Below are 17,448 nucleotides of genomic sequence, written 5' to 3' on the forward strand. Positions count from 1 at the left end.
TATGAAAGGGATTGTATTAGCGGGTGGGTCAGGTACTCGTCTTTATCCTATTACGATGGGTGTATCAAAACAGCTGTTACCTGTCTACGACAAACCTATGATTTATTACCCGATTTCTATTTTAATGCTAGCGGGTATCCGTGAAATTTTAGTCATTACTACACCCGAAGATAAAAGTAGCTTTGAGCGCTTACTCGGCGATGGAAGCCAATTTGGAATTAAGCTCGAGTATGCAATTCAGCCATCCCCAGATGGATTAGCTCAAGCCTTTATTATTGGTGAAGACTTCATTGGTGATGATAATGTTTGCTTGGTACTAGGAGATAATATCTTTTGGGGGCAAAGTCTTTCACCAAAACTGAAACACGCTGTTGAGAATGCTGAGTCTGGTCATGGGGCGACCGTTTTTGGGTATCAAGTAAAAGATCCTGAGCGTTTTGGTGTTGTGGAGTTTGATGAGCAACATAGAGCGATTTCTATTGAAGAAAAACCCACTAACCCTAAAAGCCACTATGCGGTCACAGGTCTATATTTTTATGATAGCCGAGTGGTTGAACTCGCTAAACAAGTAAAACCAAGTGAACGTGGTGAACTTGAAATTACTACTTTAAATGAAATGTATTTAAAGCAAGGTAAACTAAATGTAGAAATGTTAGGGCGTGGTTACGCATGGCTAGACACAGGCACACACGAAAGTTTACTTGAAGCGGCTCAATTTGTAGAAACAATTGAAAAACGTCAAGGTTACAAAATTGCCTGCTTAGAAGAAATTGCGTTTAACCAAGGTTGGTTAAGTCGCGCATCTCTTGAAGAACGAGCAAAATTAATGGCGAAAAATAGCTATGGTCAATACCTATCAGAATTACTAAAAGCATAAGATGTCTGATCTTCAAAAGAAAACCACATCCGGCTTAAAATGGAGTGCGATTGAGCGGCTAGCCACACAAGCTATCCAGCTTATTATCATGTTGGTCTTAGCAAGGATGCTAGGGCCTCATGCCTTTGGTTTGATAGGTATGCTGGCGGTCTTTATTGCCGTGTGCCAAGTATTTGTTGATAGTGGTTTTAGCTCGGCGTTAATTCGTAAGACAGATCGAACAGAATCCGACTTTTCTACCGCGTTTTACTTCAATATTGCTGTATCTTTAGTGTGTTACGCAGCATTATTTATTGGTGCACCTTACATTGCAGATTTTTATCAGCAATCGGCGCTTATTGATTTAACGCGAGTGCTTGGCCTTACCGTCTTTATAAATTCATTATCTTTGGTTCAAAGAGCGAAATTAACCATTGAAATGGATTTTAAAACCCAAGCAAAGGCTTCCCTAGCAAGTGTTGGTATTAGTTCATTTGTTGCTATCTTTTTAGCAACCAATGGCTACGGTGTATGGGCTCTCGTCGCTCAAACCCTAAGCATGGCAGCCTGTAATACATTAATCTTAAATGTTATTCACCCTTGGTTACCTAAGCGCTCCTTTTCTATGGAATCATTTAGGAATTTATTTGGCTTCGGTTCTAAATTGTTGCTATCAGGCTTACTTGATACAATTTTCAAAAATATTTATCAAATAGTGATCGGTAAACAGTTCTCAGCCGTTGAAGTCGGGCAATTTACGCAAGCGAATCAATTATCTAGTATGCCTGCAATGACAATGACCACCATTATTCAAAGGGTGACTTACCCTATGATGAGTCAATTGCAACATAGCGAAGATAAATTAGAAGCGGCCTATCTATTAACCTTAAGGTTATCTGCGGTTGTGATCTTCCCCTTAATGTTTGGCCTAGCCGTGGTCGCTCAGCCACTTATCAATGTTGTATTAGGGGATAGCTGGCAGCAAGCAGCAGCTTTAGTGAGTATTTTATCCATTGGTTTTTTACTGTACCCCATTCATGCAATCAATTTGAATTTATTGCAAGTTAAGGGACGCTCTGATTTATTTTTAAAGTTAGAGATTATTAAAAAGATTATTACAACCATCATTTTAGTGCTCACTATCCCATTAGGTATAAAAGCCATATGTATAGGGATGATAATTCAGTCCTATTTAAGCTTATGGCTAAATACCTTTTATACCGGACGCTTAACCGCATTATCCCAAATGAAACAATGTAAAGCATTGGTGCCAATCTGGGCGTTAAGTGCCATCTGTTGCCTTCTGGGCTGGTGGGTAGCGAATCAAATAAATCCAAATCACGATATCATCACTATCGTAACCGTAGTGACAATAGCAATAGTCAGTTATGTACTGAGTATTCGATTACTACAACAAGATCTCTATCAACGTATTATTTCGGTAATTTTTCTCAAAAAGTTGGCTTAAAGCATGGATAAAATAACGGTAACGTCTCCACTTCTTCCACCACTCAATGAATTAACCCCTTATCTGGAAGATATTTGGTCTAGGAAATGGCTAACAAATAGTGGTCATTATCATCAACTGTTAGAACACGAGCTGTGTAAATACTTAGGGGTTCCATACATTAGTTTATTTTCTAATGGAACATTAGCCCTAATTACTGCTTTGCAAGCACTGGAGTTGGAAGGTGAAGTGATTACGACACCTTATAGTTTTGTCGCGACTGCGCACGCCATTAAGTGGGCGAACTTAACCCCAGTTTTTGTTGATATCGATCCAGACACATTTAATCTCGATCCGAAAAAGATTGAAGCGGCAATAACCGATAAAACCTGCGCAATCTTACCCGTACATGTATACGGAAATCCATGTGATGATGAAGCCATTCAAACCATAGCTAAAAAACATAATCTAAAAGTTGTTTACGATGCTGCTCACGCCTTTGGTGTTAAGCAAAATAATAGCTCAATATTGAACATGGGTGAGTTATCGATGCTGAGCTTTCATGCAACCAAAGCCTACTCAACCATTGAGGGAGGGGCGATTGTTTGCCATACCTTGGAAATGAAAGAAAAGTTAGATCGACTAAAGAATTTTGGTTTTGAATCAGAAACGGAAATGTCTTTATGTGGAATGAATGCAAAACTCAATGAAGTCCAAGCAGCATTTGGGTTAGCAACATTGGGTCATATAGATGCGGCAATTGATAAAAGAAAGAAAATTGCCAAATATTATGAAGAGAATCTTACACAAATTAAAGGCATTCGAGTACTTAAGCCTGAAAGTAATGTCGAACTCAATTATTCATACTTTCCTATCGTAATTGATGAAAAAGAGTATGGAAAATCACGAGATCAATTATTTAATGAATTAAAAGAGAATAATATTTTAGCAAGAAAGTACTTTTATCCATTAATTACAGACTTCAAGCCTTATCAAGATGTAATAGAAGAGTATCCTTTAGCGAAAAATGTTTCTAATACGGTAATATGTTTACCTATTCATAACGATCTTAAGACAAATGACTTAGAAAAAATCATGATGGTAATAAAATGATACCTGAAATTATAAATTCTTCTCATGGGCGTAATTTTAATAATTATTCAGGATCAATATTAAAAGATAGTGAAGTGCAAGATAACTGCATTATAGGTAATTTTAGTCGAGTATATGAATCAAAACTTAATAGAAATGTACGAATAGATAGAAATAATTTTATTTTGCATTCTGAGTTGGGTGATTATACTTATACTGGTCAATTTAGCGTTATTATGCATTGTAAAATTGGTAAGTATTGTTCTATTTCTTGGGGCGTAACGATTGGTGCGGGTGAGCATGATTACAATAGAATAACTACTCATGATTTTTTATACAACCAAAGCTACGACATTAATAATAATAAAGTTGCATATGACAGATTTGAACAACCACTTTCTATCGGTAATGATGTTTGGATTGGTACTAATGCAACCATTTGTCGAGGGGTGAGCATTGGTGATGGTGCAGTTATTGGTGCTAATGCTGTTGTAACAAAAGATGTTCCTCCCTATTCTATCGTAGTAGGTAGCCCTGCAAAAGTAATTAAATATCGTTTTGATAATAGAATTATTGAATTGTTATTAGAATTAAAATGGTGGGATTTACCACCTAAAGTGATTAAAGATAATTTTGATATAATATCTTCATCAAATATAGAAGATATTATAAATGAATTAAATTTGGAGAAATAAGATGAATATACTTCTAACATCTGTAGGTCGTAGAGGTTACTTGGTTGATTACTTTAAAGAAACATTTAAGAATGAAAGGAAAATATACACTAGTAATAGTGAGTTAACTTATACAATGAAACAATCAGATGGGTATTTAATTACCCCTTTGATCTATGAAAATGATTATGTAGAAACCATTATTGATTTTTGTAAAAAAGAAAATATATCAGTAGTATTATCATTGTTTGATATAGATTTATTCGTGTTAGCTAAAAATGAAAATATTTTCCAAGAAAATAACATCACACTTATATTAGCTCCAGAACATTCAGTCGAAATATGCAATGATAAATGGTTAACATATGAATTTTTGAAAAGTAAAAACATTAAAACGCCAAAAACATATCTAGATGTAGATAGTGTATTAAATGAAATTTCAGATGGAAATTTATCTTTTCCTGTTATATTAAAACCTAGATGGGGAATGGCATCTATGGGGATATATATTGCAGATGATGAAAATGAACTTCGAGTATTTTATAATAAATCATATAAGGATATATTCAATTCTTATTTGAAATATGAATCGGAGTTAACAAAAGAATCTCCAATATTAATACAAGAATTATTAATTGGAAAAGAATTTGGAGTGGATGTTGTTAATGATCTAAATAGTAACTATGTTACTTGTTTTGCAAAAGAAAAAGTTAGAATGAGAGCGGGAGAAACAGATCTTGGTCTAACGGTTAATAATGGCCCTTTTGAATCAATAAGTAAACTTCTAGCTAATAGTATTAGCCATAAAGGAATTTTATCTGTCGATTGTTTTGATGTTGATGGTGATATCTATGTAACCGAAATGAATTGTAGAATTTCTGGGCATTACCCTATTAGTCATGCTGTTGGTTTTGATTTTACTAAACTATTAAAAGCATGGTTAGATGGAGAATCTGTATCATCTAATCTTCTTAAATTTGAAGAGAATATATACGTTTGTAAGGAACTTGCAATAAAAAGATTAAATTAGATGAAAATATTACATATTAGTAGAGATGAAAAATTCATAGATAAAGCGATAGAAACATTCAAAAGCTTCGATGAAATAAATAATACATTTATCATTTTATCTAAGGGGTTGAAATATATATCTAATAAAGATGATGTTGTATTGTATAGCTTTCCAAAACTTATAAAAAGTTGTTTATTAGGAGAGTTTTATAAGTATGACGTTATTATTTTTCATGGTTTGACTACTGAACATAAAATAATATTAAGATTATTACATAAAAGACATGGTCAAAAAATTGTCTGGATAGGGTTTGGTTTTGATTATTATAATTATAGTCAACAAAAAGTTATTACTGACAACTATGTTAATCCTTTGAATTCTAAGGGGAGATTGAGATTATTTTGTGTCAAATTCATAAAGAAAATAATTAACTTGGATGGTGCGCATTATAAAATAGACTATTTTTCGCCAGTTATTAAATCTGAATATTCTATATTTAAAAAATTAATGAAACTAGAGGCAAAATATATAGATTGGGACTATGGTTCTACATTCTCTACTTTAAATTCTTTAAAAAATAAAAAGATTTTTGGTGATGGGATTTTGTTAGGAAATAGTGCTACAGAGACAAATAATCATATATCAGCACTTAATTTAATCAAAGATATAGTTGGTGATAAGAAGATTATCATGCCATTATCCTATGGTAGTAATGATTATAAGGAGTGGTTAAAAAATGAAATTAAAAAATTTGATCTAAACTTCAATGTTATTGATAGTTTCATGCCTATAGATGATTATTTTAATATGCTACTTAGTTGTCAGTATGTAGTGATGAATCATATACGCCAGCAGGCATTAGGCAATATTATAGTAATGCTTTCATTAGGTGCAAAAGTTTTTCTGAAAAAAGATAATCCTCTATATTTTGAGCTTAAAAATTTAGGGTTTATTATTTATCTTATTGATGATATTCAATATGACTCTTTTATGATTCCGTTATCAACAGAAGATATGACCAATAATCGTAAACTTGCCTATAGTTTATATAATGATGAGATAATAAAAGAAAAAACATTAAAATTCATTAAAGAGATAAAGCATGATTTAATATAATGAAATTTTTAATGTTTTTAATTGATTTTTCCTAAATAAATTTTTGGAGTTGTTATATGGAGAAGCTAGTTTGAATTTTTTAGGATTAGATTCACCAAACAAAAAAATAGTTTTTTTTGTTTTTATTTTTTGTAATATTTTTTTAGGATTTATATTTTTTAATAGATTAACTTTAGGTGGAGAACTATCCGAGTATATAGTTAATGAGCCATTTCTTTTGCTGCTTTCTGTATCTCTTGTGGTTTTTTCATTCTTATTTGTCAGTAGTCTTCATAGAATTTGTTTTAGAATACATATACCTAAGATTAATATTGGTTCAGTTAACTATAAGTCTAATGTTTTAGATATTATCGCTCTTTTATTTTTAATAATAAGTTTTTTATTTTCAATAGTTTATGGTTATGGAAGGATAGGCTTTGATTCTGAATCTTCGCCTTTTTTTGTATTATATTTCAATAAGTTTTTAGTTCCTATTTTAGTTGTCGAAATATATTTATTCTATAATTTTTCTTCAAAGAATAAAATATACTATTTGAATGTGGCCATCTTTTTAGCATTATCCATATATAAAGGGTTTACTGGGCCCATTTTACATATAGGCTTTTTGTTTATTTATAGACTTTACTTTAATGGTAAGCTTAATATAAAAACATTGTTAGTTATATTTTTTCTTGCAATTTTAATGTCTCCCATAATTAGAATTTTGAAAAATATTATTATAAGAGGGCTATTATCTAGTGGTGATCTTGATTTTTTTGATAGTTTAAATCTTTTATATACAATAAGTAATGTAAATAACTTTTTTGATTTATATTTCATATATTTTGAACGAGTTATAGAACGATTTGAATCAGTGTCTATTACTTATTATATAATTGAAAATTCAAAGTTAATTAATGATTTGTATAATGCTCATCAGTTTCTTCCATTTTATTTATATCACTGGATACCTCAAACAATTGAAAAGATTTTCTCACAGTACCCTATATTTGATATAACTCAAGATTATGTACAGAGGGAGATTGCATATCAAATATCTCCTCACTTTCAATGGCAAACTCATATAGGATATTTTGCCTGGATGTTTATTACACCATTGTTATGTGTTTTTTATTTTTTCTACACATTAATTTTAGTATTCTTAAGTACACAATTAACAAAAGTTCTTTCTCATAATAATTCGGCAACGGAACAGTTATCTTGGTATTTCACTATTTCTTATATTGTTCATGGTTGGTTTAATCAATATATATTATATATCCAAGCATTAATGGTTTTTCTAATGATTATAATTTTCGCTAGCTTTATTATTAAGCCCTTTCGACGGAGTTCTATACGATGAACACTTTGGTATCTATTATTATACCTTGTTATAATTCATCTTTTTATATAAAAGATACATTAGATAGCATATTTCTTCAGGATTATAATGAGAGTGTGGAAGTGATTGTTATTGATGATAATTCAGATGATACAAGTGAACTAGAAAATATTTTAGATATGTTTTCTGATTCTTTTTATAAATTAATTTTTATTAAAAATGAAGTTAATGTTGGTGGTGGGCAAGCAAGAAATTTAGGAATTAATGCTTCTGCTGGAGACTTTATTTGCTTTTTAGATTCAGATGATATTTGGCTTCCTAATAAAATAAAAGAACAATTGAAAATATATACACCAAGAACAATATTGACATCTAAAGTTAAGAAAGGTGGTGATATAAATAGTGCAGATGTATTACCTAAAATAGTAAAGCTTGATTCTGAGCCAGTCTCTGAAGCGCTATTTGTTAATAGTAAACTTATTCAAACGAGTACTTTTTTTATGTCCTCTGACATAGCAAAAGAAGTCATGTTTAATCCTAATTTACCTCGTCATCAGGATTATGATTTTTTATTAAGAGCTGAATCTTTAGGATATTCAATAATTCAAGATGATACACCTACTTCATTTTGGAGAGTTGAAGATGCAAGCTCAAATCGATTTTTAAAAAAGAAAGCAACCCCTGAGTTTTTTATAGAATGGTTTTTAGAGTATAAAAAGTATATGACACCAAAAGCACAAGTATCATATATTTCGAAAAATATATTTAGTGCTTGTATAATAACTAAGAAGTTTAAATTATTATTTTCATTTCTTTTTGATGGTAAATTTGGTCTTTTTAATATTATTTCTATTTTTTATCATGTTATTAAATGGCGATTAAGTAAGGTTTTTAGATGAAGTTTTTAATTTTTACATCTGAATTGAAATTTTCTGGACCAAATAATGTTATTCTTTCACTAGTTAGTGGTTTGAATAAAATAGGTATTGAGACAGTTGTTTGTGGGTTAAGAAATCGAGAAGATCCATTATACAAAGAGAAGCTTTTGTCCTTGGGAGCTTCTGTTGAATGTATGGGGAAAAATGATAATTTAATTACTTTTATATATAAAAAAATAAAACTTCATAATCCTGATGTAGTTAATAGCCATGGTATTAGAGCTGATGTTGCTCTACTTTTAATAAGTAAGTTTGTTAAAAATAAAATTATTTCGACTATACATAATGTCCCATATGAGGACTATACATCTAGATATGATGGTATTTTGTCTAAAATAATGTTGCTTTGTCATTCCCAAGTTTTTAAAAGTAAAAGAATTTGTAAGGTTGCTGTTTCTAATAATGTTAAAACTTGTCTGGAAAAAAACGGAGCGCATAATGTTTTAACTATTTATAACGGTGTAATATCTGATGGTTATAATAATAACTCTTTCTCTAGGGAAGAGTTGGAAAGTAAATTAAAATTATCACCTAATCGAAAGAGATTTATTTTTTGTGGTCATCTCACAGAAATAAAACAACCTTTAATTATTAAAGAATTATCTGTTTTTTTTCCTCAATATGATTTTATTATCTTAGGTGATGGCCCTTTAAAAGAAGATATGATAAGTGATAATGATAATCTCATATTAAAAGGGCGTGTAAGTAACGTAAGCGAATATATGGCCGTTTCTGATTTTTTTATTATGCCTTCATTAACAGAAGGTATGCCAATGGCATTTATTGAAGCTCTATTTTCAAACTTGTACCCTATTTGTTCTAATATTCCCATATTTAAAGAATTGAATAATATACCTAATATATCAATGTCATTGTTTGATGTTGGTAATGTTGATAGTTTAAAGACTAATATAGAATTAATAGATTTTTCTTTAAAAAATAACAACTATGATATTGCTAACAAGTATTTTAGTGATGTAGCAATGTCTACACAATATGTAAAGGTAGTGACTAGTGAATAAAAAACTTGTTGTAGCGATGTCTGTTTATAGGACTGATACGGTAGAATATGTTACAGAGGCAATTGACAGTATACTTTCCCAATCATATTTTAATTTAGATCTTTTTATTGAAGTTGATGGCCCTATCAATATTGAGCTAAGATCAATGTTATTAGAGTATAACAACAATGAAAGTATTGTCGTAAATTTTAATGCAGATAATAAAGGTCTGGCAACTAGGTTAAATGACATTATTGAAAAGTCTCTGGTTGAAAAGAAATATCAATTTTTAGCAAGAATGGATGCTGATGATATTTGTCATCCTGATCGTTTTAAAAAGCAGGTCGAATTTTTGATTAATAATTCAGATATTTCGGTTGTAGGTTCTGATGTTCAAGAAATATCTGAAAATGGAGAGGATCTTTTTTATAAAAAAATGTATGCTTCTCATGACGAGCTTGCAAGAAAAATCATTAAGAAATGTCCATTTAATCATCCATCTGTCATGTTCCGAATGTCTGTCTTTGAGGAAGGTTTTCGTTACAAACCAGAGCTTATGAATACTCAAGATTACTATTTATGGGTTGATCTGCTAGCTGCTGAAAAGAAGTTTGCTAATGTAAATGAACCTCTTTTAAAGTTTAGGATTAATGATTCCTTTCATACTAGGCGTGGATTCAAGAAAGCAATGAATGATTTAAACTCTCGAATTTATGCTTTCAGAAAATTAAATGTTTTGACGTTAAGTAATGTTATCCATACCTTAAATCTATTTTTACTTAGAATAGCTCCAACTTCAGTAAAAAAGTGGGCTTACAAGAATTTTAGGTAATATAAATAAGTGTATAATGCCGGATTGTCGGCTTTAGGTTTCGTTTATCGATATTGATGCCGCGTTGGTTTACTTAGTCTAGCGGTTAACTCCCCTGAACTTACTATTACATCTGTAATGGCGATGAAGAGTTAGTTCTCGGTATCTTGAAATACTTGAAAGCTACGCATCGCACACCAATCGTGCGTGGGTATCGGGCAACGCTTGATGTCTGTTTAAGTTCACTGACTGCGTAGCCGAGTTTATTTACACACTCGAATTCTATAATAAGCAATGCCCAAGAGTACCCATATTGGAACAAGATCCAATTTAGATCCTTTTTTCTATTTTTGTTAGTTGGTTACAAGCCCTTATGTCTCAGCGGTGAGACAGTACTGAGCCAGTTTTTTAGATCCTAACCGGTGATCCTTTACAAACTATTGGGATCTTTAGTTCTGTTTTGATTTGTTTTAACTTATTGATTATTATTTATTTTGTGTTGCTCGTAATGGGCTCGATTGATCTTGTATGAGACGGTTTTGGTACTATAGTCGGCAAGTGCATTCTAACCCGTTGTGATGATGAAAAATCGCTATCTACTCTATGTATTTCTTCTAATTGCAGATGGTAATGACTGAACGCATGTGCGATACATGTTCAAGCTGCATTGCTTTATTCACCAATTGCGCAAAATTTTCTTGATCAATTTTCATTTAGCTCCTCCTTGATTACTAAATGTGTATTTCGGCCAACACGTTTTAAGTCTCTGTATGCAGTTTGTTTTGTTGCTAACCTAAGCGGTCTACCTACTAACTTGGTATTCTCTATAATGTCGATTGGAGCTCGTTTCGTATGTGTAAATTCAATTGTCCCCAAAGGTGTTTTGAATTCACCAGAACGTCCTGTTGTCATCACCGTTAAGCGATCTACTGGAATCTGTGAAATAACACCAAACTCAGAAAGTGCAGATTCCAAGCTAATGTAGTTATATTCTCCACGTCGAATAGTTTTAGCAATTTGCTCCAAGGTATCGCTGCCTTTCGACTGCGCTAAATTGTATAAGTACACACCATTAATGACTCGAGTTAGTAAGCCATCATCTTGCAAACGTTTAATTCCTGCCCTCAATGCTCTTTCATTATCTTGGTGAAAGATCTTGGCCAGATCTGAATTAGTAAAAATATAACGACCACGCTTGTCATATTCTAAGAGCTTTTTAATGGCCTCTGTTCTTTTCACTGTATACCTCTAGTTATCCAAAGTGATATTTAAATGTGTCATAATTGTAGACTTAATTGCGGTGTGGTACAAGTTCACATTTATGACACTAAAAGGTGGTATAATTGTAAACTTGATATTTGTGGATTGTTACAAAAGGATTTGGTTAAGTTACAGGGGGCGTAATTAGGTGGAACTAAACCTGAAAGGGATGTGTATGATGTGATGGACGTCTCAGCACTGATCCGCACCGGCAGTTTTGGACAATAGTAGTGTTAAGTTCATCTCGGAAGTGTAAACATCTTCGGCAGTGATAGAGTAGAAAATGAACGGTTGAGGTTGTCATTACTCAGCCTGAATATTGATAAGTTTTAAGTCTGATTTCCTTTATGCTGTCATCTTCCATCAGTCAGTAAGATTTGTGTTTTTCTAAAAGCGTTAAAAATTATCAATAAAATTAACCTATCTTCTTTATCTGTTAGTCTGCATAACCTATAATCCATTACATGTTATTTTTTTTGTGAAAAATTAACCTATTCGCTTAAGTTCACAACATTACATTAGGTGGTTTACATGTTTAACCCAGAAGTCCCTTACGATATCCCTTTGCTACCTATCGATGGGATCGAAACGGTTAAAATACTGAAGAAATTGACCCCTGCTGCCAGAGCTCTATCGGCGTTGAATCAGGTTGCTAGGCTTCTCGCAAACCAAAATTTATTGGTTAACTTAATCCCGATATTAGAATCTCAGTCTAGTTCTGAAATCGAAAATATTGTGACCACGACAGACGCACTGTTTAAGCACGAATCGGACTCGTCAGGTGCCGATCCTGCAACTAAAGAAGCGCTGAGGTACAAAAAGGCTTTGTTTCTTGGGTTTGAGTCTATCTCTGGTAACAATGCACGGCCTTTAAATACCAATACGGCAATCGATATTTGTAGCCAGCTTATCGACAAAAAAGTGGATGTCCGTAAGATCACAGGAACAAATTTAAAGAATCAACGTACTGGCGAAGTCATTTACACCCCACCTGTGGGAGAGGAAAATATTAGGAATAAGCTGTCTAATTGGGAATATTATCTCCATGAGCATGATGTAGACCCTCTTATCGCCTTAGCGGTTGCTCACTATCAATTTGAAGCCATTCACCCGTTTCTAGATGGTAACGGTCGAACTGGGCGAATACTCAACATTCTATTTCTTATTGAGAATGAGTTACTCTCACAGCCGATCCTTTACTTGAGCCGTTACATAGTGCAGAACAAAGAAGATTACTATCGATTATTGTTGAACGTTACCCAAAACGGCGATTGGGAGTCTTGGATCTGTTTTATGCTTGATGCTATCACGATCACCTCTCAATGGACAATTGATAAGGTCAATGCGATTCTTGAACTTCAAAAACAAACGTCAGAGCACATCAAAATATCTGCCCAAAAAACGTATTCCTATGAGTTAGTTCAGCTTTTATTTGAGAAGCCTTATTTGAGAACAAAAGATCTCATCGATAGGGGCTTTTATCGATCTAGACAAGCTGCAATAGCCAGTCTTAAATCTCTCGAGGAATTAGGCGTTTTGGAGTCAAAGGTTGCTGGTCGAGAGACACTATTTGTTAATACGCGTCTTTTGGATCTTATGTCTTATGACACTAACGACTTTTTGCCGTTTGCGCATCATTAATCTAACCTCACCTCACAAAGTTGGCAGGTATTTCTGTGGTTAAATGTAATAATAACGGTGACCGTAGTTTGTTTTAGGCTTTGGGGATAATGCGGAGTGTTTTGATTGTAGTGGTACAGTCAATGACACTACCTCGGTTCGTAATGGTTATTTGCTTGGCTCGGACTCAAAATGTCAAGAAATTGAACTATTGGCATTTGATGTGACTTTACCAAAAGTTGCAGGCTCGATTACGACTCGAATTAACGACAATTTTCAGGTTCTGAAACCTGCAACTTCAAGTTGATTGGGTATATACCCAAGTAACCTAAAATGCAGAACCCAGACTTCTTATCTAGATCTTCTTAATCATTTTCTGAGTATTATCAAAAATAGAACTTGAGATATGCTTAGGAAAGTCTTCAGGCAATGCAGCACTTACTTGCAATATCGCTTTCGGTAAGGCACTTTTCATTTCATCCATGATCTCTTGCATCATATCTTGGCTAAAATTGACTGCTTTAGCGGTATCCAAAAAGTGACGAGGCAGGATTTTACTGATTTCATTCTTCTTGCCTTTTGTTGCTTTCAATCCCATCGACAGCTCTAGCTTTCTGATATTGAGCCCTTTTCCTCCCAGTAGTGGGTAGGCTGATAAAATATCGTAGAATGGTGTGAGTCTATAGCTCCCTCCCTTCTCAATATAGATCGAAAAGTTTTTAGCATGTCCATCTGTGGCACCAATGAGCCATTGAAATACTTGAAATCTCATGAAGTTATAGCGATCTTCTATGGCATTGCTTGACCCCATTAACAGCGCCATTATCTGTGCTATCCCTGGGCCGCCTTGAGATTCATTTTTAATAGACGATGGCATTCCAAATACTTGGCAAATATCTTCTTGAGGTAAGCGTAGTAATTTTTTTTTGTCTTTTGTCCAGCGCCTATCAAATCGTTCCACAGCTAAAGCTTTAATGCTGTCTGTTTGGATTATATTAACGTTGGGAACGGTGAATCCCATCGCTCTAGCTAACTCGATGCAGAGGTACTCGTTTTCTACGCTATCTTTAAGATCGAGTGTCGCGTTAGCTTGCTGAATTTCCCCAATAGGCAATTTGATAATGTGGGTTGTCGGCGTGTTACCTTTGGGGAGACACCATCGCCCATTAAAGAGTAGTAGCGCTGTTTTCTCTTGAACTCCTGCTACTGAGATCCGAAAGTCTTCTTCTTCTTCGAGCATCCCAAGCGGAATATCAGATTTGTATGCACAAAGAACAGATTCTAGTTTTTTGTCTTCAATTTCTTCGTATCTAAGAGGTTCTTTTATATAAGGCAATTCTGGTGGAAGTAAAGCGATGGCACCAACGCTGTCTCTTCCAATTTCTTTTAGGAGATCAAATGGTTGTTTAGATGACGCCTTGTACCTTGCAACGATTCTATCTCTGACTTGAGGGCTATCTGGCAGAAGGTTGTCAAAAAAGTTTATCACTGCATCGGAGGTGATGATTGGTAATTGAAGCTTTAAAGACAATGATAATGGGCGACTCGCTGCATTGGTTATCCAGTTTTTATCATATTGAAACGTGTGAGCACCATTATTATGTTTCTCTAAAGTGCCAACAAGTTCACCATTCATGTATGCGATTAGTTTCTGCATTACCAACTCTCATCATTTTCATCTAACGAAGCTGCCTGTGATTTTTCTTGGATACTCAATGTTAGATCCATAGCCTGAACAATCTTAAAGAAAGTCGAAAGCGTTGTTTTGTTAGGTGTATTTTCGAAGTTCGAGATCGTCGCTTGCTTGATACCAACTTTTTTTGCCAGTTCTGATTGTGTCCACCCATTCTTCTGACGTATCAGTAGCATCATATCTGCTAATTGTTTTGGACTATATATCATTTGTTCTTGCTCTCTAGATAGCGTTAGATAGGCTGAAATATATGTATTTATCCTTTAATAAGGATAAATAAAAGTATATCCCCACTAGAGGATATAGTCCATATTATACCCTGTAAGGTATAAATGAGGCATTATCTCTAGTGGGGGTATTGCATAATCCAGGTATCCAGATCGATTAGACCAGATGGTGCAGTTTTGATATTTTATATGAGCGGGATGTCCCCGCTCTCACTAAGTTTTAATGCAGAATAGTCTACTTACTTAGGCCGGATATGGATAATGCATAAACATCATGCCACTGGATTGGAAGGTGGAAAATGCATCTTTACTTACGATGGCGCATTTTCGTCTTTCTAAGTCCACTATAACAACTCTATTCTCAGCATAACCAACGAGGCAGTTTGGATTTAGGGCTTGTTGATGTTGCGCTAATAGGAGTGAGTGTGTCAGCTTCAGATGTTTGAACCATAAGTCGGTTTGGCTCATATTTCTCTGTTTATAGATTAAATTTACCGAAGCCAACCAAAATTTCAATAATGACAACTCAGGGTATTCCTGATGTAAAGTTAGATCCCATTGATATTCAATTTCGTGTTGATGATATATTTTTATGCTTTCAGATAGAGCTTCCAATAAGGATGGGTTATCTCTCCAACGTTGCCAAGTATGTTGAGCATATAGCGATAATTCATCTTGCAATAATGGACTCGGTTGATCAGAAAAGGGCACTTCTGATTTCCACCAAATGGCTTGCACTTCTTCATTGAGTAAGCCCAAAGCTACTTTATCGATAAGATTTATATTGCGAGAATCAACACTTAATCTCTTTTCTAATTTCGATATTTGCTGTTTTAGCGTTGTGAGTTGTAGTTTATCCATCATCTATTCCCCCGCCATCAATCGGGCAAAAGCCGAACCATCTCTACCTGTCGCATTGACAACATAAGGCGCATAAATATCAAACAGCATCTTCGTGTTGCTGTGCCCTAACATTCGTGAGATATAAACAGGGTTTTCAAGTGCCGCCATATGTAATACCGCAGCAGTATGCCTTGTTTCATAAGGACGACGCCTTTCCAATCCTGCTTTTTCTAACGTCGGATACCAGATATTTCTCGCCACATAATGACAGCTTAAAGGACGCCCTTTTAAGTCGGTAAACACCACATCATTTTGATAATTCTTGTATTCAACCACTCTTTTTAATGCCAGATATACCTGATCAGTCATTTTTATTTCTCGGCGTGATTTTGATGTTTTCACATCTGAGAACTTTCCTTGGACCCAGTTTTGTCGAATTTTTATAAGCCGGTGCTCAAAGTCTAAATGTTTGACTTGAAGCCCATGGATCTCACAGCTTCTCATGCCGGTATAAAAGCGAACTAAATAGTAGTCATACCATTGTGGATCCACATGTTCCATAAAGCTCTGTAGTTGGTCTTTGGTTAAGGGGCTAGATTCAGCAGCCGTTTCTCGTAATCGTTTATAGCGTCGAAATGGATAGTCAAATTTCAGCTCTTCAGAAGCGACACTTATGATCGAAATTAAAGGGCCAACGAGCGCATTAATTCGTTTATTGCTAAGTAAGGAACTACCGTCCGATCTTTCTTTATTGGCCAAAGATTCTCGAAAATATTCAACCTGCTTCAAGGTGATTTCATTAATCAATGTATTGCCAAAAAATGGGATAAGGTAGCGATGAATATCACCTGAGATGGCTTTGGCGTAAGAGCTAGACCAGCGATGGGTTTGACGCTCTATCCATTCACTGGCGTAGTCATCGAAATAGGGATAAAGCATATCTGGGCTTTTTTCTCGACGCAGTGCCTCAAATTTGGCGACTTTTTTACTATTAGGGAAAAAATCACGGTATTCAAAGGTATTAAGTTCAAGCTCCGCATTTATTTGTTTCACTGTCGCTTTCGCAATCTTGATGTTTTTGGGGGTGGCAGGCATTTTTGACGTTTCGCGAAAGCGAACACCAAATACATGTAGATCATACTGAATGATGCCATTTGGTCGGATACGGTAATTAGCCATATAAAGTCTCCATTATTTAGAGTTGTTTCTGCCAAATGGAGTTCGGTAAAATACTCACACTGGCTTGACTGGGTTAAACGCTTTAGCAGCTAGTACGAGGCAGAGGGGTTGCCGCCCCTTTGTCTCAACTGCTTTTTCTTTACTTACGCTTTCATCCTACCCGCCTTTTTTTTCTTGCAAGTCTTCGCTAAAAGCTCATGTTTATAATTAATTCCTTATCGTCTTTTCTTGTGTAATTGATTGATTTTTAATGATTTAGTTTTTATTGATTGTCCTCTTATTGTCTTATTTTTCGTTGCCCACTGAGTATTTGAAATATTTTGTAACATTTCGACTGGCGTTTTTGATGGTCGAAATT

Annotated in this window: 15 protein-coding genes and 1 pseudogene; 11 read left to right on the forward strand and 5 right to left on the reverse strand. The window is 34.2% G+C overall.

Annotation, left to right across the window (positions count from 1 at the left end):
- Position 1 precedes the first annotated feature (1 nt).
- The 10 genes and pseudogenes from rfbA (at position 2) to Vgang_RS01245 (ending at position 10,289) form a co-directional block, all read left to right on the forward strand.
- A complete protein-coding gene (gene rfbA / locus Vgang_RS01200; protein WP_105902600.1) occupies positions 2-877 on the forward strand; it encodes a glucose-1-phosphate thymidylyltransferase RfbA in 876 nt (291 codons plus the stop codon).
- A gap of 1 nt (position 878) precedes the next feature.
- Positions 879-2,324 (forward strand): lipopolysaccharide biosynthesis protein, encoded by a 1,446-nt coding sequence (locus tag Vgang_RS01205; RefSeq protein ID WP_105902599.1) that lies wholly within the window; start codon positions 879-881, stop codon positions 2,322-2,324.
- A gap of 3 nt (positions 2,325-2,327) precedes the next feature.
- A complete protein-coding gene (locus Vgang_RS01210) occupies positions 2,328-3,416 on the forward strand; it encodes a DegT/DnrJ/EryC1/StrS family aminotransferase (protein ID WP_105902598.1) in 1,089 nt (362 codons plus the stop codon).
- Between the two features lie 380 nt (positions 3,417-3,796).
- Positions 3,797-3,932: pseudogene (locus Vgang_RS17080) on the forward strand (DapH/DapD/GlmU-related protein); the annotation flags it as partial.
- A 159-nt stretch (positions 3,933-4,091) separates the two neighbouring features.
- Positions 4,092-5,099, forward strand: coding sequence for an ATP-grasp domain-containing protein (locus Vgang_RS01220; RefSeq protein ID WP_105902596.1), 1,008 nt, complete (start codon positions 4,092-4,094; stop codon positions 5,097-5,099).
- Positions 5,100-6,197, forward strand: coding sequence for a TDP-N-acetylfucosamine:lipid II N-acetylfucosaminyltransferase (locus Vgang_RS01225; RefSeq protein ID WP_105902595.1), 1,098 nt, complete (start codon positions 5,100-5,102; stop codon positions 6,195-6,197).
- Positions 6,198-6,267: 70 nt separating this feature from the next.
- Positions 6,268-7,539 (forward strand): oligosaccharide repeat unit polymerase, encoded by a 1,272-nt coding sequence (gene wzy / locus Vgang_RS01230; protein WP_105902594.1) that lies wholly within the window; start codon positions 6,268-6,270, stop codon positions 7,537-7,539.
- On the forward strand, positions 7,536-8,417 hold the full coding sequence (locus Vgang_RS01235) for a glycosyltransferase family 2 protein (RefSeq protein ID WP_105902593.1): 882 nt from the start codon (positions 7,536-7,538) through the stop codon (positions 8,415-8,417). The genes wzy and Vgang_RS01235 overlap by 4 nt, the downstream gene beginning before the upstream one ends.
- Positions 8,414-9,478, forward strand: coding sequence for a glycosyltransferase (locus Vgang_RS01240; protein ID WP_105902592.1), 1,065 nt, complete (start codon positions 8,414-8,416; stop codon positions 9,476-9,478). The genes Vgang_RS01235 and Vgang_RS01240 overlap by 4 nt, the downstream gene beginning before the upstream one ends.
- The gene (locus Vgang_RS01245) at positions 9,471-10,289 is read left to right on the forward strand and encodes a glycosyltransferase (RefSeq protein WP_245879943.1); all 819 of its coding nucleotides are present in this window, start codon (positions 9,471-9,473) and stop codon (positions 10,287-10,289) included. The genes Vgang_RS01240 and Vgang_RS01245 overlap by 8 nt, the downstream gene beginning before the upstream one ends.
- A gap of 681 nt (positions 10,290-10,970) precedes the next feature.
- On the opposite strand, the gene abiEi is transcribed toward Vgang_RS01245, so the two are convergent.
- Positions 10,971-11,507 carry a type IV toxin-antitoxin system AbiEi family antitoxin gene (gene abiEi / locus Vgang_RS01250; protein WP_105902591.1) on the reverse strand — a complete coding sequence of 179 codons (537 nt, stop codon included), beginning with the start codon at positions 11,505-11,507 and terminating at the stop codon, positions 10,971-10,973.
- Positions 11,508-12,059: 552 nt separating this feature from the next.
- Between abiEi and Vgang_RS01255 the strand changes: the two genes are divergently transcribed.
- Positions 12,060-13,169 carry a Fic family protein gene (locus tag Vgang_RS01255; RefSeq protein WP_105902590.1) on the forward strand — a complete coding sequence of 370 codons (1,110 nt, stop codon included), beginning with the start codon at positions 12,060-12,062 and terminating at the stop codon, positions 13,167-13,169.
- Between the two features lie 334 nt (positions 13,170-13,503).
- Here Vgang_RS01255 and Vgang_RS01260 read toward each other — a convergent pair whose 3' ends face one another.
- The 4 genes from Vgang_RS01260 to Vgang_RS01275 all read right to left on the reverse strand — a co-directional run bounded on the left by Vgang_RS01260 (position 13,504) and on the right by Vgang_RS01275 (position 17,090).
- Positions 13,504-14,805: a type II toxin-antitoxin system HipA family toxin gene (locus Vgang_RS01260; RefSeq protein WP_105902589.1), complete on the reverse strand. Its 1,302-nt coding sequence runs from the start codon at positions 14,803-14,805 to the stop codon at positions 13,504-13,506.
- Positions 14,805-15,050, reverse strand: a complete 246-nt coding sequence (gene hipB / locus Vgang_RS01265) for a type II toxin-antitoxin system antitoxin HipB (RefSeq protein ID WP_105902588.1) — start codon at positions 15,048-15,050, stop codon at positions 14,805-14,807. The genes Vgang_RS01260 and hipB overlap by 1 nt, the downstream gene beginning before the upstream one ends.
- Before the next feature lie 261 nt (positions 15,051-15,311).
- Positions 15,312-15,929, reverse strand: coding sequence for a hypothetical protein (locus tag Vgang_RS01270; RefSeq protein ID WP_157946026.1), 618 nt, complete (start codon positions 15,927-15,929; stop codon positions 15,312-15,314).
- 3 nt (positions 15,930-15,932) lie between these two features.
- Positions 15,933-17,090 (reverse strand): tyrosine-type recombinase/integrase, encoded by a 1,158-nt coding sequence (locus Vgang_RS01275; RefSeq protein ID WP_105902586.1) that lies wholly within the window; start codon positions 17,088-17,090, stop codon positions 15,933-15,935.
- Positions 17,091-17,448: the final 358 nt, after the last annotated feature.

The organism is Vibrio gangliei (genome assembly GCF_026001925.1).
In the GTDB taxonomy this organism is placed as follows: Bacteria; Pseudomonadota; Gammaproteobacteria; order Enterobacterales; family Vibrionaceae; genus Vibrio; species Vibrio gangliei.

Bases quoted from the DNA above. Each gene is read 5' to 3' on its own strand.
- Vgang_RS01235 (WP_105902593.1), top strand. From the start codon at position 7,536: ATGAACACTTTGGTATCTATTATTATACCTTGTTATAATTCATCTTTT.
- Vgang_RS01275 (WP_105902586.1), bottom strand. From the start codon at position 17,090: ATGGCTAATTACCGTATCCGACCAAATGGCATCATTCAGTATGATCTA.
- Vgang_RS01270 (WP_157946026.1), bottom strand. From the start codon at position 15,929: ATGGATAAACTACAACTCACAACGCTAAAACAGCAAATATCGAAATTA.
- Vgang_RS01240 (WP_105902592.1), top strand. From the start codon at position 8,414: ATGAAGTTTTTAATTTTTACATCTGAATTGAAATTTTCTGGACCAAAT.
- rfbA (WP_105902600.1), top strand. From the start codon at position 2: ATGAAAGGGATTGTATTAGCGGGTGGGTCAGGTACTCGTCTTTATCCT.
- Vgang_RS01255 (WP_105902590.1), top strand. From the start codon at position 12,060: ATGTTTAACCCAGAAGTCCCTTACGATATCCCTTTGCTACCTATCGAT.
- Vgang_RS01225 (WP_105902595.1), top strand. From the start codon at position 5,100: ATGAAAATATTACATATTAGTAGAGATGAAAAATTCATAGATAAAGCG.
- Vgang_RS01210 (WP_105902598.1), top strand. From the start codon at position 2,328: ATGGATAAAATAACGGTAACGTCTCCACTTCTTCCACCACTCAATGAA.
- hipB (WP_105902588.1), bottom strand. From the start codon at position 15,050: ATGATATATAGTCCAAAACAATTAGCAGATATGATGCTACTGATACGT.
- Vgang_RS01260 (WP_105902589.1), bottom strand. From the start codon at position 14,805: ATGCAGAAACTAATCGCATACATGAATGGTGAACTTGTTGGCACTTTA.
- Vgang_RS01220 (WP_105902596.1), top strand. From the start codon at position 4,092: ATGAATATACTTCTAACATCTGTAGGTCGTAGAGGTTACTTGGTTGAT.
- Vgang_RS01205 (WP_105902599.1), top strand. From the start codon at position 879: ATGTCTGATCTTCAAAAGAAAACCACATCCGGCTTAAAATGGAGTGCG.